Genomic DNA, 23334 nt, shown 5'->3' on the forward strand with positions numbered 1-23334 from the left:
TTGGTACGGTGCCCCGATGTCAGCAATCAGGAAGTTCCAAGTCACCTTTGACTGCGCAGAACCTGAGCGTCTCGCTCGTTTCTGGTGCGAGGTGTTGGGGTACGTCGTACCGCCGCCACCGGAGGGGTTTGCCACTTGGGATGACTTCCAGCGTTCGCAGTCACCTGAGCAACGGGATTCATGGTTCGCCTGCATAGATCCCTCAGGTGTGGGCCCGCGACTGTACTTCCAGCGCGTCCCCGAAGGGAAGGCCGTCAAGAACCGGGTGCATCTTGATGTGCGGGTCGGCACCGGACTCGTGGGTAAAGAACGCCTCGCCGCACTTGAGGCCGAATGCGCACGACTGGTCCCGCTCGGCGCAGTACACGTGCAAACGCTGTATGACGGCAATGATTCGTGCATCCCGATGCTGGACATCGAGGGCAACGAATTCTGTATCGACTGAGTATATGGGGCGGGAGTCATCCCGTGAGGGCGAGGTTGTACGGCCGGGCGAACGCCGAGCAGGGCGGTGTGAACGCCGTCGCCTTTCACCGTGGCCCGGCCGACAGCGGCCTTCGCACCGGAAAGTTCCCACGCCTTGCTCGCGCGGGTCAGCGGGAGCGCGGCCATCGGCCCGCGTGACACGCCCGCCGGCCCGGGACGCGACGGCGTCGCGGCCCGGGCCGGGAATGCGAGGAAGAACGAAACGAAGGGGTACCGGCAGGTCAGCCGTTGAGGCTGGTGTGGTTCCACCAGCTCTGGCGGCCGACGGTGAAGTCGACCGTCGGGCCGGTTGCGTCGATCTTGCCCTGGTACTGCTGGCCCTTCTTCAGCGGGCTCTCGATCAGCTTGTCGTGAGCGTCCTGGATCGAGTCGATGACGAGGGTCGGGACCTTCTTGAGCGTCGCCTGGTCGATCGGCGTCGCGGTGCTGATGGTCACGGCCTCGTCCCAGTTCGGGCGTTCCGCGAGCTGGTGGGCGAGGTGGATCTCGTCGCCTTCACCGAAGATCAGGTAGGTGAGGTATTCGGGGTAGGGCAGCTGTCCGAGCTTGCGGAAGGAGAGGACGTCCTCCCTCTTGCACTCCACCGGGGTCTCGGTGGTCGTCATCTGCTGGAAGTCGCGGCTGCCGTCCGGCTTCACGACGACCCGCTCCAGGTGGACGCGGAACTCCTTGCCCTGCTGCAGCTCCGGGAGTTCGAAGTGGTGCGGACAGCGCAGGGAGTAGAAGACCCGCTCGTTCTCGTGCTGCGCCCGATCCTTCAGGTACATGTCCCGCAGTTCACCGTTGTCCTTGATGGTGAAGGTGAACACCGCCTGGTAGTTGTGGCCGGACTGGGGGTTGTAGAGCGCCAGGTGGTAGAAGAACAGCTTCTTCTTGCCCAGCAGCAGGAAGCGGTGGATGTGCTCGTGTTCGGCGTGGTCGGGTCCGGGTGTGGTGTTCATTTCGAGGTTTCGCCTTTCGTCGGGTGGGGGTCGGGCCGGGTGTGCCGCTGCCGCCGGGCCCAGAAGGGGCGGTCGGACCAGCGGGTTTCCTGTGCGTGCACGGCCTGGTGGCCGTGCTGGTAGGCGGCGCGGACCGTGGCGACCTTGGCCGCGTAGTCGGGCAGCGCCGCCGGGTCGCCGTGCAGCCGGGCGTGGACCGCCTGGCCCGCGCTCAGCCCGGTGTAGAGGGCGGTGAGAATGCCCTGGGAGCTGAGCGGGTCGAAGGCGGCCGCCGCGTCTCCGGCGGCCGTCCAGCCCTCGCCGTGCACCCGGTCCAGCTGTGCGCTGTGCGCGGGGGCGCGGCGGGGTGGCTGCAGGACGGTGAGGCCGTGCGGGCGGGCCCGGCGGGAGATGTGCCGGGTGGCCAGCAGGCGGTCGTGGAACCGCTCGGCGCCGCGCGGGGCGGCGGCGGGCAGGTCGGGGTCGGTGAAGTAGGCGACCAGCCGGTGCCGGGAGGGCAGCAGGGCGGTGTACCACCAGCCGTCCTGGTCGGACTCGACCAGCGAACGGCCGTCTGTGGTGGCCTGCGGAGCCGGGTCGAGGGTGAGGTGGTAGGCGGTGAGCCGGTCCCCGGTGCGCCGCCGGGCACCGGAGCGGACGGCGATCGCGGCGCCCCGTCCGGTGGCGTCCACCACCCAGCGGCAGCGGACCGTCCGCTCGCGGCCGCTCGCGCGCTCGCGCAGGGCGAGCCGCCAGGTGCCGTCCGGCTGCCGGGAGGGGCACCGTACGCCGGTGTGCTCGGCGACCTCGGCTCCCCCCGCGCGGGCGGCATCGCGCAGCCGCCGGTCGAAGAGCGGCCGGTCGAGGTGCCAGCCGTGGCCGTACGGGTCGTCGATCGAGTCCACGGCGTGCAGTTCGGCCGAGCCCCAGGCGGACAGGTTGCCGTGGCAGGGCAGATGGCCGCTGCCGAGGACCGGCTCGTCGATGCCGAGGTCGGCCAGGAGCAGCCGCCCCACGGACACCAGCGCCTCGCCGGCCTTGGGCGGGCCGGTGCCCGCGTCGGCCAGCAGGACGCTGCGCCCGGCCTGTACGAGGGCGAGCGCGGCGGCACAGCCGGCCGGGCCACCGCCGGCGACCACCACGTCATAGCCCGGTACGGGGCTCACCGGGCGCCGTGGAAGGGGTCGAGCTTCTCCAGGTAGCCGGCCGCGATCGCGGTCTCGGGTTGCCCCGTCGCCTCCTTCACCTCGTCGACCGCCTGCTGCACGAGCATGGCCTCGACGGCCTCGGCCGGGACGTCCCCGGTCCAGGTACCGGCCACGCCGGCCAGTTGCGGCACCCCGGCCTCGGGGACCTGGATGTTGATGAGGTTGGCGTGGTCGGGGGCCGGCGGATAGCCGGGCTCGGACTCCACCTGGATGATCGGGGGGAACTTCGCGTCGCCCACGGTGTATTCGCGCGGCTCGACGATGCCGAACTTGAACCAGTCGTCGACCATCTGCCGGCGCTGGGCATTGGACTGGGCGCCCGTCAGGCCGCGCAGCCACACCGCCCTCCGCTCGAAGGCCTTCTCCCTGACGCTGTCGTCGGAGCCGGCCGGCGGGGTGTTGACGGTCGTGAAGTCGGCGTTCTTGAGGACGTGGTTGGGCACCTGGGCGGGCCAGAACGTCGGCAGATAGGGGCTGTACCGGGGACCGAGCCCGGATTGCACCTGGTAGCCGGAGCGGCAGCTCGCCGCGTCGCACTGCCAGGGGGCGGCCATCCAGCGCGTGAGGTCGCCCGGCCCCTGCGCGTACAGCGGACCGTTCTTGCCCATGGCGTCCTGGACGGTGAGCATGTCGCCGTAGTCGGGTTCCGGGTTCTCCGGTGTGCGGTGGAGGATGCGGAACGGCTCGGAGTACATGGTCTTGTGCCGCATCGGCCAGGTGACCTCGCAGCCCGGGTGGAACGCGTCGGCGGCGCAGTTCTCCAGCGCGCCGCGGTCCAGCAGCCGCGGCTGTTCGGCCGGGGGCGCCTCGTCCACGCTCGGGAAGCCCGTGCGGGGCGGGCCGGAGGTGAAGCGGCCGTCGGCCCACAGGGCCAGCAGCCGGTCCTGCTCGGCGGAGATCACGAGGTGCTGCCGCTCCGAGTCGGGTTTGCGGCTGGACATGGCGTCGCCGTAGAGCCACGGCCAGGGCACCGGGGACGTGCCGTCCCGGTCGTAGTCGCGCATCTGGACGTAGATCTGGCGGCGGAGCTCCCGGCTGGCCTCACCCGGGTCGGCGAGCCGCTTGCGCAGGGCCGGGTCGCGGAAGTCGTGCGGGCCGCGCCGGCCGAACTGGGTGGCGAAGCCGTGGTTGACCCACTGGAGCTGGCAGAACCGGCTCAGCAGCGGCTCGATGTGGTCCGGATAGGAGATCTCCTGCACGGTGGGCAGCGTGTGCTCGGCGAGGAACACGTCGTAGAGCACGTCGTACAAGGTGCGGACGGTCTTCACACCGGGCGCGTAGTGCGGCGGGGCCACCACGGCCCAGGCGGGGCTCGCGGTCTTCGTGACGCCCCCGATAGTGACCTCCGCCGTGACCGGTCCGTCGGAGACGTCGTCGTACCAGGTGTCGTTGTTGGCGACGCCGGAGATCGGCTTCTCGGGGGTGGCGTAGGAGGCCGACTTCCCGACACCACCGACGACCAGGAGGCGGCCGTCGGGCTGGGTGGAGAGCGAGCCCAGGGGGACCTGCCGGTTCATTATCTGTCCGGAGAGGGCGGCGGTCTCGTGCAGGGAGGCGCGGATCGTCTTGTTGCCGGCATCGATGACGAGTTTCTTCCGCTCGGCTCCCTTGACGTCGAAGTTCCGGCGCTGAAGCTGTGCCGGCGGCAGGCCGGCGGCTTCTTTGATGTCGAGCGCGAGGTGGAACTGGTACCAGGCGGACTTCTTGTTGGCCAGGTGCACCGACCACTTGATCTCGGTGACGTCCCCCTCGCCCAGTTTGAGTTCCCTGACAACCTCGCCCGCCCGGTTGTAGCCGTAGATGCGGAAGCGGGCGGCCTGCCGGATGACCTTCCCCGAGCTGTCCTTGTACGAGCCGGGCGGCAGTGCCGGCTGGTCGGGCGACTCGGGGCCTATGAAGGGCTGTTTGTCACTGTTGCCGACCCGGGCTATGCCTATGGCGGGGTGGATCTTCACCTGTGCGATCTGCGTGTCCATCGAGGAGCCTTTCACTGGGCAGGCGTGGATGCCCCCCAAGGACTCAAACGTTGGATCGCGGTCGTGCGTGCTGTGACATCCAGGCGTCACAATGGGTGCACGGATTCACCCTTTCGAACGGCCGGCGCGCCGAGCCACTCCGGGCCCGCTCACGGACCGTGACAGTGGCCGACGGGGACGGTCGTCACGGACGGTCAGGAAGGTCAGACGAAGGCGCTCTCGGCGTCGGTGGCGGTCATGACCGGATTTCCTCGTTCTGCTCGTGGGCGGTGGCGTTCTCCAGGGCACCGAGGACCGCGAGCTGCTTGCGGTCGCGCTGGCTGAGAAACGGCTCGGGTACCACCGTGCGCAGGGCGTCGTAGTCGGTGCGGTAGACGATGTTGAGGTACTCGCGGTGGGTGAAGCGGGGGATGACGGGCGGGTAGGCCGGGTTGAGCAGGGGGGTGGCATGGCGCTTGAGGACGTCGCTCTGCTTCATATGCGCTCCTCCTCCTCGGGAGTGGGGTCCGCGGGAGTGGGGTCCGCGGGAGTGGGGTCCGCGGTACGGGCGGAGGCAGGGGCGGGGGCGGGAGTGTGAGCAGGAGTGGTGTCCGGCGTACTGGGCATGGCCCGGCTCCTTCGGTGGCCGTCGGAGTGTGGTGCGGCGAGGGCGGGAGCGGCCTGACGTACCGTCAGCGGCGCTTCGCGGCAAGCTCGTCGAAGACCTCGTCGGTGTGCTCGCCGGGCAGCGGGGCGAGCCGCCGGACCGAGCCCGGCGTGACGGAGTAGCGCACGGGGATGCCGATCGAACGGATCGGGCCCTCGCTGGGGTGCTCGACCAGGTCAAGGAGGTGGCCGTCACGGACATAAGGATCGTCGGCCGCGCGGTCCAGCTCCAGCACGGGCGCCATGGGGATGCTGTGCTTGGCGCAGATCTCCTCCCACTCCTCGGTGGTCAGGCCCCCGGCACAGCGGGCCACCAGTTCCATGAGCGGGTCGACATCGGCGTCCTCGATGGCCGGGCCCGCCACCCGGGGGTCCTCGGCGAGGTCGGGGCGGCCGGCGGCGGCGAAGAAGTCGCGGTAGTTCTGCGGGGAGTACGGCACGATGCAGGCGAGCCCGTCGGCCGTGGACACGGCCCGGTGGCCGCGCTTCAGCGACAGCGGGAAGCCGGTGGACCCCTCCGCCGGCTCGTAGACGTGGCCGGACAGATGCTCGACGAGGTTGAAGGCGAGGAGGGTGTCCGTCATGGGGACTTCGATGTGCTGGCCGCGCCCCGTGCGGTCGCGGTGCACCAGCGCGGCGAGCACCGAATGGACGATGGTCAGCGCGGCGACCTTGTCGCCGATGATCGTCGGCAGGTAGACGGGCCGGCCCAGCGCGCGGTGGGCCACGTCGACCAGCCCGGAGGACGCCTGCACCGTTTCGTCGTAGGCGGCGTGACCGGCCCGGCCGGAGTCGCTGCGGAACCCCTGGGCGTGGGCGTAGACCAGGCCGGGGTGGCGCTCGGCGAGGTCGGCGTAGGTCAGGCCGAGCCGGGTCAGGGCGCCGGGGCGCATATTGGTGATCAGCACGTCGGCCGTGCCGATGAGCGCCAGGGCACGCTCGCGGTCGGCCTCGTCCTTGAGGTTCAGGGAGACGCTGCGCTTGTTGCGGTTGACGTTGAGGTGGAGCGGTGTCATCCCGGGCGTGGTCCGGTACCTGCCCGACCGTACGGCGTCCGACGGCGACTCGATCTTGATGACGTCGGCGCCGAGGTCCCCGAGGATCTGGGCGGCGTAGGGGCCCATCACCACCGTGGACAGATCGATCACCCGTACGCCGTCCAGCGGACCGTTGGCGCTTTCGGTCGTGGCGTCCATTGTCGCTCCTGCGAGAGTAGCTGTACTGCGAATGTTTCTGCTTTCGACGTTAGGCGAGATACCGCAGGATGAGAACGATCAAGAAAAGCAGAAGGGTATGACCACAGCGGTCATACCCTTCTCGCCGGATTACCGGCGCCCGCCTGTCAGGCGAAAAGTTCCTCGGCGAAGATGCGCCGGGCCACCGTGACGAGCTCTTCGAGGTCGCCCCCGGGTTCCGCCCGGTCCGTACGGAAAACCAGGCCGGTGGCGAGTTCGGGCTGGAAGTCCACCACCGGCAGCACCTTCACATTGTCCAGCCGGTAAAGCTGCATCGGGCTCTCCGGAGAGAGCATCGTCATCGAAAACGCGAGGCCGCCGGACACCAGTTCCGAGGTCCCCGCATAATCGGAGCTATTGATGCGAATTCTCTTTTTCAGCCCCGCGGAATTCAGCCGGGCATCGATTTCATCGAAATACGCGGGCAGGGCCTCGGGTGCGGTGGCCACAAAGGGGAATTGCTTCAGCTCGTCCAGGGTGACCGACGCCCGGCCCTCGAACCGGTCGGCGGGAACCGCGGCCCCGAGCCGTTCCCGCATGACCTCGATGATGCCGAGCGCGGGGTCGGAGACGGGGAGCCGGGCCAGTGCGAGAGCCAGCCGCCCGTCGCGGACCGCCTCGGCGAGGCTGGTGGAACGGCCGGGCCAGCGCTTGAGCTCGTAGGTCTCCCCGCAGGCCCCCTCCAGCTCCCGGACCCGAGCGCGGAGTCCGGGGTGCACCCCGGAAGGCATCCCGATGAGCAGGGTGGTGCGCTGCGGACGGACCGCCTCACGCAGCCGCCAGGGAATGGAGTTGACGCGTTCCAGCACCTCGCGCGCCATCGGCAGCAATGCGGCACCGGCGGGCGTCAGCTCGACGTGATGGGTGGTGCGGTCGAAGAGCGTCTGGTGCAGCTCACGCTCGAGGTCCTTGATCCGCTGGCTCAGCGGAGACGCCGCCATGTGCAGCTTGCGTGCCGCCTGGGAGAAATTCAACTCTTCGGCGACCGCCACGAAGTAGCGCAAGTGCAGCATGTCCACCCGCCCACACTACCCGGGGGTAAAGGGCCGCACTTCGCGGACCGCGGCGGCGCTCCGGAGTTCCCCGGAGCGCCACGGACCAGGCCGGCAGCGCTCGTCAGCCGTCGGCGAGACCGAGCAGCGAGGGGTCGTCGGCCAGGTCGCGGAAGGCCGCTCGCGGATCCTTGAGAAGCTTGCGCTCGGTGAGGTCGAGCAGCCCGCAGACGGCGCTCACCTCGGCGGCCACCGTGCCGTCCGCCGTGCGCACGGTCTGCTCGATCCGGAAGGTCTTGCCCTCGCCCCAGACGAAGGCGCAGCTCACCTCGACCTCGTCACCGGCCCGCAGCTCGCGCCGGTAGCGGATGGTGGTCTCGACGGTCACCGGGCCGACCCGCCGCTCCACCATCGTGCTCTGGCGGATGCCACTCGCCTGCAGCAGCGACCAGCGGGCGTGCTCGGCGTACTGCAGATAGACGCTCTGGTTGAGATGGCCCTGGGTGTCCGTTTCGTAGCCGCGCACGGTGACCGGGACGGCGAACGGCTCGGCCGCGTGCGCACCGGCGGTTTCCGCGTCCGCACCGGTCTCCGTGCCCGTTCCGGACCCCGCGTCCGTACCGGTTTCCGTGTCCGGCGCCTGTGCCGCTCCCACCACGATCTCTCCCGTCCCCGTACCGTCCTGGTACCCGTATCTGCCGGTCCGCCGTTCGGACGCCCTCGGGCTTCCCGGCCACCGGCTCTCATCGTAGGCGCCAGGGACCGGCGGATACCGACCGCGTCAGGCACCGGCCGTCAAGGACTGCCCGTCAAGGACTGCCGGTCTTCAGTCTCAGGTTCCACTTGGCCAGCGGCTCCCCGACCGGCTGGAAGATCGTGACGGTGGCACCGCCGAAGTTGCCGCAGGTGGCGGCGCCACCGCCGGAGTGCATGCCGATCGCCATCGGGGCGTTGGGCTGGGTGACGTACGAACCGCCCGAATCGCCGGGCGCCGAACAGGCGTTGGTGAACGAAAGGCCCTCGATGACCGTATTGCCGTAGTCCACGGTCTGGTCGACCCGGGTGATCTCCCCGCAGTGCCAGCCGCTGCTCTGCCCGGAGCGGCAGATCGACATGCCCACCAGGCCCTCCTGGGAACCGGTGACGGTGACCGGCGTACCGCCCTGGCCCGCCACGTACGAGCTGACGATCCAGCCCGGCTGGTCGACTCCCACCAGCCCGAAGTCGCCCTCGCGGTCGTTGACGCTGTGATGGCCGCCCTCGTTGGAGATCCCCATGCGGGTGCCGTCCTTGCCGTACGCGGGCTGGTCGGCGGTGAGGGTGCAGTGACCGGCCGTCAGGAATCCCTGGAAGCCGTCCGGCCCGGTCACCGAGAAGCCGATCGAGCAGATGCCCTCGCTGCCGGGCATCCACCGCTCGCCACCCACCACCGAGCCGCCCTGCTGACGTGGCCTCCGGTCGCCGCCTTCGAAGGTGACGGGGACCTTCGTGCGCGCCCCGAGACCACGGACGGTCTGCTCGAAGCCATCGGTGCGGGCGGTGCGCCTGGTGTGGTCGACACGGACCACGACGCCGTTGGCGCGCTCGTCCACGCCCCACCCGGTGACGCCCGGTACGCCCTTGCCCGCCTTCCGGTTGATCTGCTGCACCAGTGCGGTGAGCGTGGCACGGCTGTGCGGCACCGTTTTGGGCACCGCCCCGGCGGCACGTACCCGCTGCGCATCGGCGGCACCGGTGACCGCCACGACGAGCTTGCCGGTCGTCTTGTCGAACCACATCCCGGCGGGCGGTGCGCTGAGCGCCCGGCGCACGGTGGCCACGGCGCGGTGCGCCTCGGCCTCCTGGGCGAGCCTGGTGCGCACCTGCGGTGCCGTCAGCCCGAGGTCGCGGCGCATCGCATCGAGCATGGCGCGCGGCGAGGGCGGCGGCGACGGGTCGGGCCGCGGCACGGCATGCGCCGGGCCGAGCGGGCCGGCGGCCGCCATGACGGCGGCGACGGTCGCGCCCCAGAGAGCTGCCTTGCGAAAGCGGCGTTCCATCGGGGTCTCCTCGCGGTGTCGAGTGCACGTCGGATCCGATTCGTCGAGCCTGCTCGACACCGGGACGTGCGGCACGAGGGAGATCCCCTGCATCATGGCCGGGTGAGGTACGACCCCGGCCGTCAAATCCCCGCCTCCGGTGGCGCGGTAGCCTTCCGGCGGCTTCCGCGGGCCCTGCGGAAGGTGACCTACTCGGGCGCCCGCCATCCGGGAGCGCCGACACCTGAATGCCCGTCATACGACCCGGCGAGGGCGGACCGTGCGCCCGGCGGCGCCGCCCCTGATCCCTTCGCCGACCTGGCCGGGGGCGCGAACTGCCAGCGCTACGCCTATGCCGTGCTACGCCACTTCGGCCTGCTGATACCACCGTTGCGCTCGGCGGAACTCTGGGCGGACGAGCACGCAACACGGCGGGCCGCCCCTCCGCAACCGCTGGATCTGGTGCTGTTCGACGCCGGGCCGCTCGACGGCCGGCCACCGGGGTACGGCGCACATGTGGGCGTGCACCTGGGGCCCGACCGGGTCCTGCATCTGTGCCGGGAGGTCGGCGAGCCCGCCGTATGGCGCTATGCGGACTTCGCGGCGCGCCCGCGCTACGGGCGGTTCCTCGGCGCCAAACGGGCGGTGCGCACGACGGAGCGCTGAGCGCCCGGCGGGTGCGGCGGGTGCGGCGGGTGCGGCGGGCCGGGGAACGCGCCGTGATGCGGCCGGGCGGGGAGCGCCTTGAAGCGGCGGCGCGGGAGGCGCCCCGCGCTCAGAAACCGCCGCCGAAGCCCCCGTCGCCCCCGCCGCCGAAGCCGCCACCGTCACCGAAGCCCCCGCCGTCGCCGAAGCCCCCGCCGAAGTCGTCGGAGTTGAAGTCGGCTCCTGAGGAGTCGCCGCCCTCGGCACCCGTGGGGCCGCCGAAGCCGGCGCCATAGGCGTCGGTCGACCACATCATGTTGCCGAGCAGCGTGCCCACCAGGAGGCCGGGCAGCAGGCCGCCGCCGAAGTAGCCGCCCGCCCAGGGGCCGTAGGCCGGGCCCGCGTCCCAGTAGGGGCGGTCGCCGCTCGGGGTGCGGACCGTACGGGCCAGCGGCTCCCGGCCGTCGTCCAGACGGCTCTTGTCCGCGGCGCAGACCGGCACGGTGCGCTCGGCACCGCCCGCGGGGGCCCAGGCGGCATCGACGACGGACGGACCGTGGCGCGGATCGAAGAAGCAGGGCAGCCGGCGCTCGGGCAGCGGCCTGCCCTCGCGACGCGCGGCAAGGGTGGCCAGCGAGAACCGGCCGTCCTCCAGGGCCTTGGTCACGGCCTGCACATCGCCGGGGTGCCCGGCTGCCGCCATCGACGACTTGGCGTTCTCGTAGGCGTCCAGCGCATGGCTGTATTCCGCGCGCATCGCGTCGTCGGCACCGGGCTCGCCGGGGTGGAAGTCGAGCCGGTCCAGCTCCTCGCCGAAGGCGGTGATGTCCTCGTCGACGACGACCCGCAGGTCCTCCAGCGCCGCCCGCTCCTCCTCGGCCCGCCTTCTGCGGTTGCGGCGGGCGAGGGCGTAGGCGCCGCCACCGCCGACGACCACCAGCACACCGAGACCGATCGCGGTGCCGGTGTCGAAGCCGCTGCCGCCGGAGTCGCCCCAGGAGGCGGGCGCCTGGCCGTGCGCCGAGGAGATCGCGGTGTCGACGAAGCTGTTCAGCCGGGCGTTGACGCTCGGGTAGTGGGAGCGCTTGACGGACCCGACGAGGTTCTGCACCGCGCTGTGCGGCATCACCCGCGGGTCGGCACCGGCGTTGAAGCCGTTGCCGAGCTCGACGGCGTAGACGCCGCTGATGCCGGTCTTGGTGCGGAGATCGCGCAGCAGCGTGCTGGGCTGGTACTCGGCGGCGCGTGGCAGCACGGCGACGAAGACCGGCTTGTCCGCGTCCTTGATCTTCTTGGCCAGCGCCTCCGCTTCGGCCGGGGAGAACTGACCCGAAGCACGGGGATCCACATAGACCGGGCCCTTTTTGAGGGCTGCCGCGGCCTCGTCGAGCCCGCCGGCGGCACGGGCTCCCGGTGCCAGTGCGGCGGCCACCACCAGCAGGGCGGCCATCAGCAGCAGAACCGGCCCGATCAGCGCACGACGTGTTGCGGTCTTCATGTGTTCGACGCTACCTGAACCGCACTTTCCAGACATCACCGGTGCCGGTGTCGATTCGGCCCGCACCGGGGGATTCTCCTCCGTCCTGCGGCGGCTGTCGCGTCGGCGATGTCCATCCAGGTGATCGCTCCGCGCGTCGTTTTTGATGGTCAAAGTGCCGGGGATGTTCCGGCTCGCCACTCCCCCGAGGAAACGAGGAGACGATGTGCAGGGCCACCTCGATGGCCACCAATCTGGCCGTCGCCGTCGCCGCCACCGCCGTCGGATGCATGCTGGTGATCTCGCTGACGCCGTCGAGCCCGCACGGCGGCAAGAACGGGACCTCGGCCGGCCGTCCGACAGCCGCCGTGTCCGGCCATGCGGGCTCGGCCGCCCGGGCCGCCACCTCCGTCCTCCACACGACCGCCACCGGCGCCGGACCCGAAGACCCCGGGGAGCCCGAGGACTTCGCCTCGCCGCCGACGGGGCGGATCGAGGTGACCGCGCCGGAGCCCGGTGTCGACTACAAGGCGAACGGCAGCTTCACGGCTGCCTGGAAGAACAGCACGGGCGAGGAGGTGGACGTCTGGCTGCGGGCGGCGACGGGCCACGGCCGGTCGCAGCGGGTGGCCCTGGTGGTGCCCCGGGCGGAGGCCGGCCCGACCGGTGAGGCGATCGTGACGCTGCCCAAGGTGCCGCCGGGCCCCCGCTACGTCCTGGAGGTGGCCACCGCCGGTGACGGCGCGGTCGGCGCGGTCAGCCGGACCTTCGCCATCACCGAATGACCGGCCGCCGAGGACCCGCAGGAGGGGCCGGCAGGAGGTGGCCTGGGGAAGCGCCCGCTCAGGGGCGTCGAGAGCTAAGGGGCGTCGAGAGCGACCAGCCCCGCCAGTGCTTCCCGGTGCCGCCCCGGCGACCCCAGGGCGAGTTCATCGCTCTTGGCCCGCTTGAGGAACAGATGGGCCGGGTGTTCCCAGGTCATACCGATGCCGCCGTGCAGCTGGATGCACTCCTGGGCGGCACGCACCGCCACCGGCGCGCAGTACGCCTGGGCGACGGCGACCGCCACCGGAGCATCGGCACTGCCGGTGGCCAGTGCGTCCGCGGCATTGCGGGCGGCGGCGCGGGCCGAGGCCACCTCCAGCCAGAGCGCGGCCATCCGGTGCTTGAGCGCCTGGAACGAGCCGACGGGGCGGCCGAACTGGGTGCGTTCGGCCGTGTGGCGCACGGTTTCGGCCAGGCACCATTCGGCAATGCCCAGTTGTTCCGACGCGAGCAGCCCGGCACCGGTGAGCAGGGCGTGTGCGACGGCGGTGCGGGCCCGGTCGCCGGTCGCCAGGAGCCTGCCGTGGGCACCGTCGAAGGTGAGGTGCGCCAGGGGGCGGGTGAGGTCGAGCGGGGTGACGGAGTCGGTGCGGACACCCTCCGCCGCGGCCTCGACCGCGTAGAGGGCCGGGCCGTCGGGGCCCTCGGCCGGGACCAGGAGGAGTCCGGCGCCCGCGGCGTCGGCGACGGAGGTGACCCGGCCGGTCAGGGCGCCGTCGGCCGCGGCCCGTACGGCCGGTGCGGCCGGCCCGCCCGGAGCGGTGGGCAGCGGGACGGCGAGCACACCGACGGCGTTGCCCCCGGCGAGCGCGGCGAGCGGCGCGGCGACGTCCGCCCGGCCAAGGTCGCAGCCGAGCAGGGCGGTCACCGCGATGACCGCGCTGGTCAGATAGGGGACGGGCGCGACACAGCGGCCGGTCTCCTCCAGCACCACGGCGGCCTCGCGGGCGCTCGCGCCCGCTCCGCCGAGCTCTTCGGGCACCAGCAGCCCCGCGGCGCCGATGTCCGTGGCGAGCGCCCGCCACAGGCCGGTGTCGTAGGCGGCCTTCGACTCCAGGCCGGCGAGCACGGTGGCCGGATCGCTGCGGTCGTTGAGCAGCGACCGTACGGCGTCGCGCAGCGCGTCCTCCTCCGCGGAGTAGAGAAGGTCGGGGTCGGCCGCCGGGGGGCCGTTCAGGGGTGTCCCGTCGTTCATCGGGGGAGGTCCTTCCACGCGACGTCCTTGTCGGTGCGCGGCTCGGGCGGCAGCCCCAGCACACGTTCGGCGACGATGTTGAGCAGCACTTCCGAGGTGCCTCCTTCGATGGAGTTCCCCTTGGCGCGCAGATAGCGGTAGCCGGCCTCGCGGCCGGTGAAGTCGACCCCGTCGGGGCGGCGCATCGTCCAGTCGTCGTAGGTCAGACCGTCCTCGGCGAGGAATTCCACCTCCCAGCCGCTGATCTCCTGGGCGAGCCGGGCGAAGGCCAGCTTCATCCCGCTGCCTTCAGGGCCCGGCTGGCCTTTGGTCAGCTGCTGGCGCAGGCGCTCGCCGGTGAGGCGGGCGACCTCGGCCTCCACCCACAGCGTCAGCAGCCGCTGGTGCAGATCGTGGGTGCGCAGCTCGGGCCGCGCACGCCAGTCGGCGGCGGCCACGCCGATCATCCCGCCTTCGCGCGGGATGCGGGCGCCGCCGATGGCGACCCGCTCGTTCATCAGCGTGGTCTGGGCGACCTTCCAGCCCTCGCCGACCTCCCCGAGACGGTGCGCGTCGGGGATGCGCACGCCGGTGAGGAAGACCTCGTTGAACTCGGCCTCGCCGGTGATCTGCCGCAGCGGACGCACCTCGACGCCGGGGTCGGTCATATCGCAGATGAAGTAGCTGATGCCGCGGTGCTTGGGCAGGCCGGGGTCGGTACGGGCGATCAGGATCGCCCAGCGGGCCAGATGGGCGCTGGACGTCCAGACCTTCTGGCCGTCCACGATCCAGTCGCCCGCGCTCCCGGCTTCGCCCCCGTCTTCCCGGACCGCACGGGTCGCCAGGGCCGCGAGGTCGGAGCCGGCGCCGGGCTCGCTGAACAGCTGGCACCACACCTCCTCGCCGGTCCACAGCGGGCGCAGCAGACGCTGCTTCTGCTCGTCGGTGCCGAAGCGCAGGATGGTGGGCGCGGCCATGCCGAGGCCGATGCCGATGCGGCCGGGGTCGTTGCCGGGGGCGCCGGCGGCCGCCAGCTCCGCGTCCACGACCGCTTGCAGGGAGCGTGGCGCGTCCAGCCCGCCGAGGCCTTCGGGGTAGTGGACCCAGGCCAGCCCGGCGTCGAAGCGGGCGCGCAGGAAGTCCAGCCGTTCGGTGGCAGACCAGAGGTGCGGGCCCGCAGGGCCCTCGTCCAAGGGTGGTGGTGGGCGACGGGTGGGCGGGTGTGCGGCAAGCAGCTCGGCGGTGCGCCGGCGCAGGTCTTCGGCGTCGGTCATCGGGCCTCCTCGGCCGTGGGCAGGATGACGAGCCGGCCGGTGGACGTACCGTCGGCGACCCGCTGGACGGCTTCGGCGGCGCCGTCCAGGGGGAACCTGCCGCCGATGAGCGGCTTGACGGCGCCCTGTGCGGCGAGCCCCGCCAGCTCCTCGTGGCAGGCGTCGACCGCGGCCGGGTCCTTGGTGTTGTAGAGGCCCCAGTGCAGGCCCAGGATCGCGTAGTTCTTCACCAGCGCGTGGTTGAGGGCCGGGGTGGGGATGGCGCCGCCGGCGAAGCCGACGACGATGATCCGGCCCTCGAAGGCGATGCACTTGACGGACTTGGCGTAGGCCTCCCCGCCCACCGGGTCGTAGACCACATCCGCGCCACGGCCGCCGGTGGCTTCCTTCACGGCGCCGATGACGTCGTCGTGACGCCGGTCGAGGACGACATCGCAGCCCAGCTCGCGGGCGGTGCGGGCCTTGTCCTCGCCGCCCACGACACCGATGACCCGCGCACCTGCGGCCTTGCCGAGCTGTACGGCGGCACTGCCGACGCCCCCGGCGGCGGCGTGCACGAGCAGGGTCTCGCCCGCCTGGAGGCGGGCCCGGCGGTGCAGTCCGAACCAGCCGGTCTGGTAGCCGATGTGCAGTGCGGCGGCCTCGGCGTCGTCCAGCGCCTCGGGGGCCGGGCGGACCGTCGCCGCGTCGACGACGGCGAGTTCGGCGAAGCCGCCGTCGGGCAGCGGCGGCTGGGCCAGCACCCGCGCCCCGGTCTCACCGGCGGCCCCCTCCCCCGCGGCGATCACCTCGCCGCAGATCTCCACGCCGGGGGTGAACGGCAGCGGCGGCCGGACCTGGTACTGGCCGCGGCACAGCAGGGCGTCGGGGAAATTGACGTTGGCGGCCCGCACCCGTAGCAGCAGCTGACCCGGTCCGGGCTGCGGGTCCGGCACCTCCTCCAGCCGCATCACTTCACGCGGCTCGCCGTTCGCGTGTACGCGCCATGCCTTCACCTGGTGCCTCCACAGACCTTGGATACGCGGGTGGGGCAAAGGGCGCGCCGGCGCCCTCGCCAGCGACATACTAAGCGGTCGGTATCTCTCAGGGAACAGTCTCCGCCACATCGCGGGGACGGCCCGCCCCGGCCCGGCGCATGCGGAGGCTCAGGTGCGCCCGGCCCGCTGCTGGGCGTCGCGCAGGGTCTCGGACGGGGTGGCCCACCGGGCCCGTATCACCGGGAAGCCGGCCTTCTCGCAGGCGTCGCAGACGAGTTCGTCGTCGTCGACGACATGGCGGACCTCGCGGCCACGGGCGATCCGGCGCAGGATCTCCAGCTTGGTGTGCCGGGCCGGGCGCCGGTCGCTTTCGGGGCGCATCCACAACCGGCCCTCGGGCAGCCCGTGCCGGGCGAGCCAGGCCAGCGTGTCGCGGCGGCAGCGCTCCGGGCGGCCGGTCAGATAGACGACCTCGCAGTCCTCGGTGCTGCGCAGGGCCAGGGCCACCCCTTCGGCGAGCGGAGGGTCCTCGGTGGCGGCCGCGAAGAAGGCCTGCCAGTCGCGCGGGGTGCGGTGCAGCAGATGCTGCCGGTGACCGGCGTCGGCGAGCGTGCCGTCCAGGTCGAAGACCGCCAGGGGACGCGTCGTCATGCCGTTGCCGTCCTCTTCCGTCGCCGCCGTTCGCCGGACGTCTCGGGCCACGTGACCACGATCCGGCCGGATTCGATGCCCTGCGCGAGGGAGAGGCGATCGTACGCGATCTCGGCGCAGGTCGCGGTGTCCATCCGCAGCCGCACATCGGGGCGCTCGGCGGGGCCGTCCGCATAGCCGGGACCGCCGTCCGCAGAGCCGGGACCGCCGTCCGGACCGTCGGATTCCAGGCCGTCGCCCCCCGTTCCGCCGCCCCCGAGAACGACATGGAACTCGCCCTCGTCGAGGGCGATACCGACCACCTCGACGCCCTCCGTGAAGTGCCGGGCGAGCCGGGCGACGAGGGGCACCGCGAACCAGTGGGCCCGCACCGCGTCCGTCGGGCGCTTCTCGTCGAGCGCGGGGGCGCCCCAGTCGGCGAGGGCGGTCAGCGCGGGCAGCAGCGCGCGGCCGCGGGGGGTGAGCTCGTAGACGGAGGCTGCTGAGGGCGGGGCGAGCCGGCGGCGGGTGACCAGGCCGTCCCGCTCCATGTCCTTGAGGCGGGAGGCGAGCATGTCGGTGCTGACGCCCGGCAGATCGGCGTGCAGATCGGTGTAGCGCCGGGAGCCGCCCAGCAGTTCCCGGACGATCAGGAGCGTCCAGCGGTCGCCCACGGCGTCCAGGGCTCGGGCAACGGCGCAGTACTGGTCATAACTTCGGCGCGGCATGACACCCAGCATAGACAGAGGTTGGACTTTCCAAGTCCCCACTTGGTAAAACCAAGTACGGTGTATCGAATGCTGCCGCGCCGCGCGGTGAGCGAGGGACCGGGAGGCCACCGCATGCAGTTCAAGCAGTCCAGCAAGATGGCCGACGTCTGCTACGAGATCCGCGGGCCGGTGATCGAGCACGCGGACGCACTGGAGGAGGCCGGCCACAGCGTGCTGCGGCTGAACACCGGAAATCCGGCGCTGTTCGGCTTCGAGTGCCCGGACGAGATCCTGCAGGACATGCTGCGCAACCTCTCCCGCGCGCACGGCTACACGGAGTCCCAGGGCATCCTCTCCGCCCGCCGCGCGGTGGCCCAGCGCTATCAGCAGAGCGGGCTGCCGGATGTCGATGTGAACGACATCTACCTCGGCAACGGCGTCTCCGAACTCGTCTCGATGGCGGTGCAGGCGCTGCTCGACGACGGCGACGAAGTCCTCATCCCGGCCCCCGACTTCCCGCTGTGGACGGCGGTCACCACCCTCGCGGGCGGCAAGGCCGTGCACTACCTCTGCGACGAGTCGGCGGACTGGCTGCCGGACCTCGACGACCTCGCCTCGAAGATCACCGACCGGACCCGGGCCCTGGTCATCATCAACCCGAACAACCCGACCGGCGCGGTCTACCCCCGCGAGCTGCTGGAGGGCATGCTCGACCTGGCCCGCCGCCACGGCCTGATGGTCTTCGCCGATGAGATCTACGACCGGATCCTGTACGACGACGAGGTCCACCACCACGCCGCGGTGCTCGCCCCCGACCTGGTCTGCCTCACCTTCAGCGGGCTGTCCAAGTCCTACCGCGTGGCCGGCTTCCGCTCCGGCTGGCTGGTGGTCTCCGGCCCCAAGCAGCACGCCGCCGACTACCTGGAGGGCCTGGGCACCCTCGCGTCCATGCGGCTGTGCCCGAACGCGCCCGCCCAGTACGCCATCCAGGCCGCGCTCGGCGGCCGTCAGACCATCGAGGACCTGGTGCTGCCGGGCGGCCGGCTGCGCGAGCAGCGCGACCGGGCCTGGGAGCGGCTGAACGAGATCCCGGGCGTCTCCTGCGTCAAGCCCAGGGGCGCGCTCTACGCCTTCCCCCGCCTCGATCCCGCGGTCCACAAGATCCACGACGACGAGAAGTTCGTCCTCGACCTCCTCCTGCGGGAGAAGATCCAGGTCGTCCAGGGCACCGGTTTCAACTGGCCGCACCCCGACCACTTCCGCATCCTCACCCTCCCGCACGCCGATGACCTCGACGCCGCGATCAGCCGGATCGGGCGCTTCCTGGCGGGCTACCGCCAGTGACACCGGACGGCGGACGTGCCGGAGGACCGTCACGGCAAAACTCCCCCCACCCCGCACTCACTCGAACGGCCGTACGCCCCGCTCGCCCCCGTCCCCCGTCCGCCGTTCCGGTCACCGGCCGCCGCGGCGGGCCGGGAGGCCGTCCTGGCGCCGGGAGGGCGTCGCGGCTCCGTCCGGGGGTCTCCCGGCCCGGACGGCCCGCTCGCCCCGTGAAAGCCCGTCCCGCCGACCGCGGCGCGAACGCGCCCTTGAGCGCATCGCCCGCAGCGGATTAGGTGGAGGGCGGCAATCCTGCCGCCACCCCACCAGGGAGAGGGATTCCATGCCCGTACGACCTGCGGAAACAGAAGCGGAGCTGGAAGCTCACCTGCGCGGAATATGCTTCAAGACGGGGCCTCCGCGCCGTATCGGCGTCGAGATCGAATGGCTGGTCCACGACGCGCGCAACCCCCGATGTCCCCTCGAACCGGACCGGCTGCACAGCGCGGCAACGACGTTGCGCGCCCTTCCCCTCAGCTCCCTGCTGACCTTCGAGCCCGGCGGCCAGCTGGAGCTCAGCTCGCTCCCCGCCCGCACCCTCACCGAGTGCATCGACGCGGTCACCGCCGATCTCGCGCTGGTCCGCCCCGCCATGCTGGCCATGGGCCTGGGCATGGCCGGCCACGGTCACAATCCGTGGCACCGCCCGCAGCGGGTGCTGACCGAGCCGCGCTACAACGCCATGGAGGCGTACTTCGACCGCTGGGGCTCCGCCGGGCGGTCCATGATGTGCGCCACCGCTTCCGTGCAGGTGTGTGTGGACGCCGGCTACGAGGAGCCGGGGCCGCTCGGGCACGGCCGGCGCTGGCTGCTGGCGCATCTGCTGGGCGCGGTGCTGGCCGCGGCCTTCGCCAATTCGCCCACCAGCGAGGGCTGCCCCACCGGCTACCGCACCACCCGCCAGGTCGTCTGGTCACAGCTCGACCCGGGCCGTACGCTCGCCCCGCCGCAGGGGGCCGACCCGCGCACCGCCTGGGTGGCGTATGTCCTGGACGCGCCGGTGATGTGCATCCGCGCCGAGGACGGGCCCTGGGACGCGCCGGAAGGGCTCACCTTCCGCGAGTGGATCCGTACCGGCGTGCCCAGACCGCCCACCCGGGAGGATCTGGACTACCACCTCACCACCCTCTTCCCGCCGGTACGGCCGCGCGGCCATCTGGAACTGCGGATGATCGACGCACAGTCGGGCGACGCCGGGTGGGTGGTGCCGCTGGCCATCACGGCCGCGCTGTTCGACGACCCGGAGGCCGCGGAGCGGGCGTACCGCATCGTCAAGCCCCTTGCGGAGACGGCGGGCTCCCGGCCGGCACCGCGCAATCCGCTGTGGCGGCGCGCCGCCCGCGCGGCGCTGACCGACCCGGAACTGCACACGGCGGCGGTTGCCTGCTTCGCCGCCGCGCAGGAAGCCCTGCCACGGCTCGGAGCCTCCCCCGAGGTGCTGGCGGCGGTCGCGGAGTTCACCGAACGGTACGTGGCACGCGGCCGCTGCCCCGCGGACGATCATCTCGACGCCCTGTACGCCGCGGAGGGCGATCTCATCGTTGGGAAGGACAGCCAGTGACCCCCGATCCCGAGCTCCTTCGTGAGCGCGCGGCCTCGGCGCTGCTCGCCGCCCGTGACCGCACCCGCCTGCTGACCACCTGTGTCGAGGATCCCGACCTCATCGCGCAGCACTCCCCCCTGATGTCCCCGCTGGTGTGGGACCTGGCCCACATAGGCAACCAGGAGGAGCAGTGGCTGCTGCGCACCGTGGGCGGCCGGGACGCGCTGCGCCCGGACATCGACTCCGTCTACGACGCCTTCGAACACCCCCGTGCCCGGCGCCCCTCGCTTCCGCTGCTCGCGCCCGACGAGGCGCACGGCTATGTCGCCGAGGTCCGCGGCCGGGTGCTGGACATCCTGGAACGCACCGAGCTGCACGGCGGTCCGCTGCTCGACTCCGGCTTCGCCTTCGGCATGATCGCGCAGCATGAGCAGCAGCACGACGAGACCATGCTCATCACCCACCAGCTCCGTGCGGGTCCCGCTGTGCTCACCGAGGCGGAGCCGTTGGTGGTCTCCGCCGCAGAGATCCTGCCCGCGGAAGTCCTGGTGCCCGGCGGGCCGTTCTCCATGGGCACCTCCACCGAGCCCTGGGCGCTGGACAACGAGCGGCCCGCGCACCACCGGCTGGTGCCCTCCTTCCTGATCGACACCACACCCGTCAGCAACGGCGCCTACCAGCGGTTCATCGAGGCCGGCGGCTACGAGGACCCGCGCTGGTGGGCCGCGGAGGGCTGGACGCAGGTGCAGGAGCACAAGCTGCACGCACCGCTCTTCTGGAAGCGCGACGGGGGCCAGTGGCTGCGCCGGAGGTTCGGGGTGACCGAGCCGGTGCCGCCGGACGAGCCCGTGCTCCATGTGAGCTGGTACGAGGCGGACGCCTATGCACGCTGGGCCGGCCGGCGGCTGCCGACCGAGGCCGAGTGGGAGAAGGCCGCCCGGCACGATCCGGCGACCGGGCGGACCAGGCGCTACCCCTGGGGCGACGAGGACCCCACACCGGCGCATGCCAACCTCGGCCAGCGGCATCTGCGGCCCGCGCCCATCGGCAGCTACCCGGACGGGCAGTCCCCGCTGGGCGTGCGGCAGCTGATCGGCGATGTGTGGGAGTGGACGGCGAGCGACTTCCTGCCGTACCCGGGCTTCGCCGCCTTCCCCTACCGGGAGTACTCGGAGGTGTTCTTCGGCGACGAGTACAAGGTGCTGCGCGGCGGCTCGTTCGCCGTCGACCCGGTCGCCTGCCGGGGCACCTTCCGCAACTGGGACCTGCCGATCCGCCGGCAGATCTTCTCCGGGTTCCGGACCGCCCGGGACGCCGAACCGGCGGCGGGCGCATGACGGCCGCGGCCCGCCCGGCCCGGGAGGCCGATGCCTGATGTGCCGTCACCTTGCTTATCTGGGACCCGAAATCCCCATCGGACAGGTGGTCCTGGCCCCGCCGCACAGCCTGTACCGGCAGTCGTGGGAACCGCGCCGGCAGCGGTACGGGACGGTTAACGCCGACGGGTTCGGTGTCGGCTGGTACGCGCCGGGCGATCCGGTGCCCGCCCGCTACCGGCGGGCCGGGCCGATCTGGGGCGACGATCTGCTGCCCGACCTGGGGCGGGTGGTGCGCACCGGCGCGCTGCTGGCCGCGGTGCGCGATGCCACCGTGGCCGGTGCGGACGCCGAGGCCGCGGCCGCGCCGTACGCCGAGGGGCGCTATCTGTTCAGCCACAACGGCGCGGTGTCCGGCTGGCCGGACTCGCTCGCCCCGCTGGCGGCCGAGCTGCCGCCGGGAGAGCTGCTGCGGCTGCCGGCCCGCTGCGACGCGGCGTTCCTGTGGGCGCTGGTCCGCCTCCGGTTGGCGCGCGGCGACGAGCTCGGCGAGGCGCTGGCCGGCACGGTGGCGGCGGTCGCCGCGGCCGCGCCCGCCTCCCGGCTCAATCTGCTGCTGACCGACGGCACCGCCATCGCCGCCACCACCTGGGGCGACACGCTGTGCCACCTGGCCGTTCCCCAGGGCGGCACGGTGGTCGCCTCCGAACCGTACGACGATGCCCCCCACTGGACCGAGGTCCCGGACCGCACCCTGCTGCGCGCCACCGGTACCGAGGTCCGCCTCACCCCGCTCAAGGAGCCCGCCACGTGAGCCCGCTCAGCATCACCCGCACCCTCCCTGCCGACGCCACCGCGGCCGCGCTGCGCGCCGATGTCGCCCAGGGCCTGTCCCGTACCCCCAAACAGCTGCCGCCCAAGTGGTTCTACGACGCCCGCGGGAGCGAGCTGTTCGAGGACATCACCAAGCTGCCCGACTACTACCCGACCCGCGCCGAGCGGGAGATCCTGCTCACCCGTGCCGATCACATCGCCGCGGCGACCCGGGCCCGCACCCTGATCGAGCTGGGATCGGGCTCCTCCGACAAGACCCGCCATCTCCTCGGCGCGCTGACCGAACTGCACTCCTATGTACCCATCGACGTCAGCGAATCCGCGCTGGCCGTGGCGGGTGAGACGCTGCTCGCCGAGCATCCCGGCCTCACCGTGCACGCGCTGGTCGCCGACTTCCAGCAGGGCATCGAACTCCCCGGCACGCCCGGCCCGCGGCTGCTCGCCTTCCTCGGCGGCACCATCGGCAATCTGCTCCCCGAGGAGCGCGCCGCGTTCCTGCAGTCCGTGCACGCCATGCTCTCCCCGGGCGACGCCCTGCTGCTCGGCACCGACCTGGTCAAGGACGAGGCCACGCTCGTCGCCGCCTACGACGACCCGCAGGGCGTGACGGCCGCGTTCAACAAGAACGTCCTGGAGGTCATCAACCGCGAACTGGGCGGCGACTTCGACCCGGCGGACTTCGACCATGTCGCCCTGTGGAACGACGGGCGCGAGTGGATCGAGATGCGCCTGCGGGCCCGCAAGGACCTGACCGTCAAGATCCCCGGAGTGGACCTGGCGGTGAGCTTCACCGCGGGCGAGGACCTGCGGACCGAGGTCTCGGCCAAGTTCCGCCAGGAGGGCGTACGGGCCGAACTCAAGGCGGCCGGGCTGCAGTTGAGCAGCTGGTGGACGGACAGCACGGACCGCTTCGCGCTGTCGCTGTCCTTCCGCGTCTGATTTCCGCCCCTTCCCGGCCGGCGCGCCCCCCGGGCCCGCCGGCCGGGTGCCGCTCGTACGCTCCCTGTGGTTCGATGCCCCGATCGCCGGTGCGCACCGGGGCTGCCGCTGCGCACCCACGCAGACT

Annotated in this window: 23 protein-coding genes; 8 read left to right on the forward strand and 15 right to left on the reverse strand. The window is 72.0% G+C overall.

The annotated features are described in order from the left end of the window. Positions 1–16: 16 nt before the first annotated feature. Positions 17–445, forward strand: a complete 429-nt coding sequence (locus tag OHS81_RS04245) for a VOC family protein (protein ID WP_328382555.1) — start codon at positions 17–19, stop codon at positions 443–445. Between the two features lie 262 nt (positions 446–707). On the opposite strand, the gene OHS81_RS04250 is transcribed toward OHS81_RS04245, so the two are convergent. From OHS81_RS04250 to OHS81_RS04290, 9 genes are all read right to left on the reverse strand, one after another. Continuing rightward, positions 708–1427 carry a hypothetical protein gene (locus OHS81_RS04250; protein WP_328382557.1) on the reverse strand — a complete coding sequence of 240 codons (720 nt, stop codon included), beginning with the start codon at positions 1425–1427 and terminating at the stop codon, positions 708–710. After that, positions 1424–2572: an NAD(P)/FAD-dependent oxidoreductase gene (locus tag OHS81_RS04255; RefSeq protein WP_328382558.1), complete on the reverse strand. Its 1149-nt coding sequence runs from the start codon at positions 2570–2572 to the stop codon at positions 1424–1426. Before OHS81_RS04255 ends, OHS81_RS04250 begins: the two co-directional genes overlap by 4 nt. Continuing rightward, the gene (locus OHS81_RS04260) at positions 2569–4590 is read right to left on the reverse strand and encodes a LodA/GoxA family CTQ-dependent oxidase (protein ID WP_328382560.1); all 2022 of its coding nucleotides are present in this window, start codon (positions 4588–4590) and stop codon (positions 2569–2571) included. The genes OHS81_RS04255 and OHS81_RS04260 overlap by 4 nt, the downstream gene beginning before the upstream one ends. A 235-nt stretch (positions 4591–4825) precedes the next feature. Next, positions 4826–5068, reverse strand: coding sequence for an acetoacetate decarboxylase family protein (locus OHS81_RS04265; RefSeq protein WP_328382562.1), 243 nt, complete (start codon positions 5066–5068; stop codon positions 4826–4828). Continuing rightward, positions 5065–5196 (reverse strand): hypothetical protein, encoded by a 132-nt coding sequence (locus tag OHS81_RS04270; protein ID WP_328382564.1) that lies wholly within the window; start codon positions 5194–5196, stop codon positions 5065–5067. The genes OHS81_RS04265 and OHS81_RS04270 overlap by 4 nt, the downstream gene beginning before the upstream one ends. Positions 5197–5261: 65 nt before the next feature. Next, complete coding sequence (locus OHS81_RS04275; RefSeq protein WP_328382565.1) at positions 5262–6431, reverse strand: CaiB/BaiF CoA transferase family protein; 1170 nt, start codon at positions 6429–6431, stop codon at positions 5262–5264. A gap of 146 nt (positions 6432–6577) precedes the next feature. Beyond that, positions 6578–7483 carry a LysR family transcriptional regulator gene (locus OHS81_RS04280; protein ID WP_328390892.1) on the reverse strand — a complete coding sequence of 302 codons (906 nt, stop codon included), beginning with the start codon at positions 7481–7483 and terminating at the stop codon, positions 6578–6580. Between the two features lie 103 nt (positions 7484–7586). After that, the gene (locus OHS81_RS04285) at positions 7587–7988 is read right to left on the reverse strand and encodes an acyl-CoA thioesterase (protein WP_328390894.1); all 402 of its coding nucleotides are present in this window, start codon (positions 7986–7988) and stop codon (positions 7587–7589) included. A 283-nt stretch (positions 7989–8271) separates the two neighbouring features. Further along, complete coding sequence (locus OHS81_RS04290) at positions 8272–9501, reverse strand: S1 family peptidase (protein WP_328382566.1); 1230 nt, start codon at positions 9499–9501, stop codon at positions 8272–8274. A gap of 102 nt (positions 9502–9603) precedes the next feature. Here OHS81_RS04290 and OHS81_RS04295 point away from each other — a divergent pair, with 102 nt between their 5' ends. Next, positions 9604–10146, forward strand: coding sequence for a cell wall hydrolase (locus OHS81_RS04295; RefSeq protein WP_328382568.1), 543 nt, complete (start codon positions 9604–9606; stop codon positions 10144–10146). A 109-nt stretch (positions 10147–10255) separates the two neighbouring features. On the opposite strand, the gene OHS81_RS04300 is transcribed toward OHS81_RS04295, so the two are convergent. Continuing rightward, positions 10256–11623 carry a hypothetical protein gene (locus OHS81_RS04300; protein ID WP_328382570.1) on the reverse strand — a complete coding sequence of 456 codons (1368 nt, stop codon included), beginning with the start codon at positions 11621–11623 and terminating at the stop codon, positions 10256–10258. Between the two features lie 203 nt (positions 11624–11826). Here OHS81_RS04300 and OHS81_RS04305 point away from each other — a divergent pair, with 203 nt between their 5' ends. After that, entirely contained in the window at positions 11827–12387 is a 561-nt protein-coding gene (locus OHS81_RS04305) for a hypothetical protein (protein ID WP_328382572.1), read from the forward strand. Between the two features lie 74 nt (positions 12388–12461). Here the strand turns inward: OHS81_RS04305 and OHS81_RS04310 are convergent, their stop codons facing one another. The 5 genes from OHS81_RS04310 to OHS81_RS04330 form a co-directional block, all read right to left on the reverse strand. Beyond that, entirely contained in the window at positions 12462–13622 is a 1161-nt protein-coding gene (locus OHS81_RS04310) for an acyl-CoA dehydrogenase family protein (protein ID WP_328382574.1), read from the reverse strand. Further along, the gene (locus tag OHS81_RS04315; RefSeq protein ID WP_328382576.1) at positions 13619–14875 is read right to left on the reverse strand and encodes an acyl-CoA dehydrogenase family protein; all 1257 of its coding nucleotides are present in this window, start codon (positions 14873–14875) and stop codon (positions 13619–13621) included. Before OHS81_RS04315 ends, OHS81_RS04310 begins: the two co-directional genes overlap by 4 nt. Next, entirely contained in the window at positions 14872–15870 is a 999-nt protein-coding gene (locus OHS81_RS04320) for an NADPH:quinone oxidoreductase family protein (RefSeq protein WP_328382578.1), read from the reverse strand. The genes OHS81_RS04315 and OHS81_RS04320 overlap by 4 nt, the downstream gene beginning before the upstream one ends. 150 nt (positions 15871–16020) lie before the next feature. Then, positions 16021–16503, reverse strand: coding sequence for a phosphatase domain-containing protein (locus OHS81_RS04325; protein ID WP_328382580.1), 483 nt, complete (start codon positions 16501–16503; stop codon positions 16021–16023). Further along, positions 16500–17210 carry a winged helix-turn-helix transcriptional regulator gene (locus OHS81_RS04330; RefSeq protein ID WP_328382582.1) on the reverse strand — a complete coding sequence of 237 codons (711 nt, stop codon included), beginning with the start codon at positions 17208–17210 and terminating at the stop codon, positions 16500–16502. Before OHS81_RS04330 ends, OHS81_RS04325 begins: the two co-directional genes overlap by 4 nt. A 114-nt stretch (positions 17211–17324) precedes the next feature. Between OHS81_RS04330 and OHS81_RS04335 the strand changes: the two genes are divergently transcribed. The 5 genes from OHS81_RS04335 (at position 17325) to egtD (ending at position 23207) form a co-directional block, all read left to right on the forward strand. Beyond that, on the forward strand, positions 17325–18536 hold the full coding sequence (locus OHS81_RS04335) for a pyridoxal phosphate-dependent aminotransferase (protein WP_328382584.1): 1212 nt from the start codon (positions 17325–17327) through the stop codon (positions 18534–18536). A gap of 322 nt (positions 18537–18858) precedes the next feature. Then, positions 18859–20136, forward strand: coding sequence for an ergothioneine biosynthesis glutamate--cysteine ligase EgtA (egtA, locus tag OHS81_RS04340; RefSeq protein ID WP_328382585.1), 1278 nt, complete (start codon positions 18859–18861; stop codon positions 20134–20136). Next, on the forward strand, positions 20133–21455 hold the full coding sequence (gene egtB / locus OHS81_RS04345) for an ergothioneine biosynthesis protein EgtB (RefSeq protein ID WP_328382587.1): 1323 nt from the start codon (positions 20133–20135) through the stop codon (positions 21453–21455). The genes egtA and egtB overlap by 4 nt, the downstream gene beginning before the upstream one ends. 37 nt (positions 21456–21492) lie before the next feature. Next, positions 21493–22248: an ergothioneine biosynthesis protein EgtC gene (gene egtC / locus OHS81_RS04350; protein ID WP_328382589.1), complete on the forward strand. Its 756-nt coding sequence runs from the start codon at positions 21493–21495 to the stop codon at positions 22246–22248. Further along, on the forward strand, positions 22245–23207 hold the full coding sequence (egtD, locus tag OHS81_RS04355; RefSeq protein WP_328382591.1) for an L-histidine N(alpha)-methyltransferase: 963 nt from the start codon (positions 22245–22247) through the stop codon (positions 23205–23207). The genes egtC and egtD overlap by 4 nt, the downstream gene beginning before the upstream one ends. Positions 23208–23334 lie beyond the last annotated feature (127 nt).

The sequence above is a fragment of the Streptomyces sp. NBC_00400 genome, from assembly GCF_036048035.1.
Taxonomy (GTDB): Bacteria; Actinomycetota; Actinomycetes; order Streptomycetales; family Streptomycetaceae; genus Streptomyces.

Bases quoted from the DNA above. Each gene is read 5' to 3' on its own strand.
- OHS81_RS04305 (WP_328382572.1), top strand. From the start codon at position 11,827: ATGTGCAGGGCCACCTCGATGGCCACCAATCTGGCCGTCGCCGTCGCC.
- OHS81_RS04245 (WP_328382555.1), top strand. From the start codon at position 17: ATGTCAGCAATCAGGAAGTTCCAAGTCACCTTTGACTGCGCAGAACCT.
- OHS81_RS04265 (WP_328382562.1), bottom strand. From the start codon at position 5,068: ATGAAGCAGAGCGACGTCCTCAAGCGCCATGCCACCCCCCTGCTCAAC.
- OHS81_RS04310 (WP_328382574.1), bottom strand. From the start codon at position 13,622: ATGAACGACGGGACACCCCTGAACGGCCCCCCGGCGGCCGACCCCGAC.
- OHS81_RS04280 (WP_328390892.1), bottom strand. From the start codon at position 7,483: ATGCTGCACTTGCGCTACTTCGTGGCGGTCGCCGAAGAGTTGAATTTC.
- egtC (WP_328382589.1), top strand. From the start codon at position 21,493: ATGTGCCGTCACCTTGCTTATCTGGGACCCGAAATCCCCATCGGACAG.
- OHS81_RS04250 (WP_328382557.1), bottom strand. From the start codon at position 1,427: ATGAACACCACACCCGGACCCGACCACGCCGAACACGAGCACATCCAC.
- OHS81_RS04325 (WP_328382580.1), bottom strand. From the start codon at position 16,503: ATGACGACGCGTCCCCTGGCGGTCTTCGACCTGGACGGCACGCTCGCC.
- OHS81_RS04260 (WP_328382560.1), bottom strand. From the start codon at position 4,590: ATGGACACGCAGATCGCACAGGTGAAGATCCACCCCGCCATAGGCATA.
- OHS81_RS04300 (WP_328382570.1), bottom strand. From the start codon at position 11,623: ATGAAGACCGCAACACGTCGTGCGCTGATCGGGCCGGTTCTGCTGCTG.
- OHS81_RS04335 (WP_328382584.1), top strand. From the start codon at position 17,325: ATGCAGTTCAAGCAGTCCAGCAAGATGGCCGACGTCTGCTACGAGATC.
- OHS81_RS04275 (WP_328382565.1), bottom strand. From the start codon at position 6,431: ATGGACGCCACGACCGAAAGCGCCAACGGTCCGCTGGACGGCGTACGG.
- OHS81_RS04315 (WP_328382576.1), bottom strand. From the start codon at position 14,875: ATGACCGACGCCGAAGACCTGCGCCGGCGCACCGCCGAGCTGCTTGCC.
- OHS81_RS04270 (WP_328382564.1), bottom strand. From the start codon at position 5,196: ATGCCCAGTACGCCGGACACCACTCCTGCTCACACTCCCGCCCCCGCC.
- OHS81_RS04330 (WP_328382582.1), bottom strand. From the start codon at position 17,210: ATGCCGCGCCGAAGTTATGACCAGTACTGCGCCGTTGCCCGAGCCCTG.
- OHS81_RS04290 (WP_328382566.1), bottom strand. From the start codon at position 9,501: ATGGAACGCCGCTTTCGCAAGGCAGCTCTCTGGGGCGCGACCGTCGCC.
- egtA (WP_328382585.1), top strand. From the start codon at position 18,859: ATGCCCGTACGACCTGCGGAAACAGAAGCGGAGCTGGAAGCTCACCTG.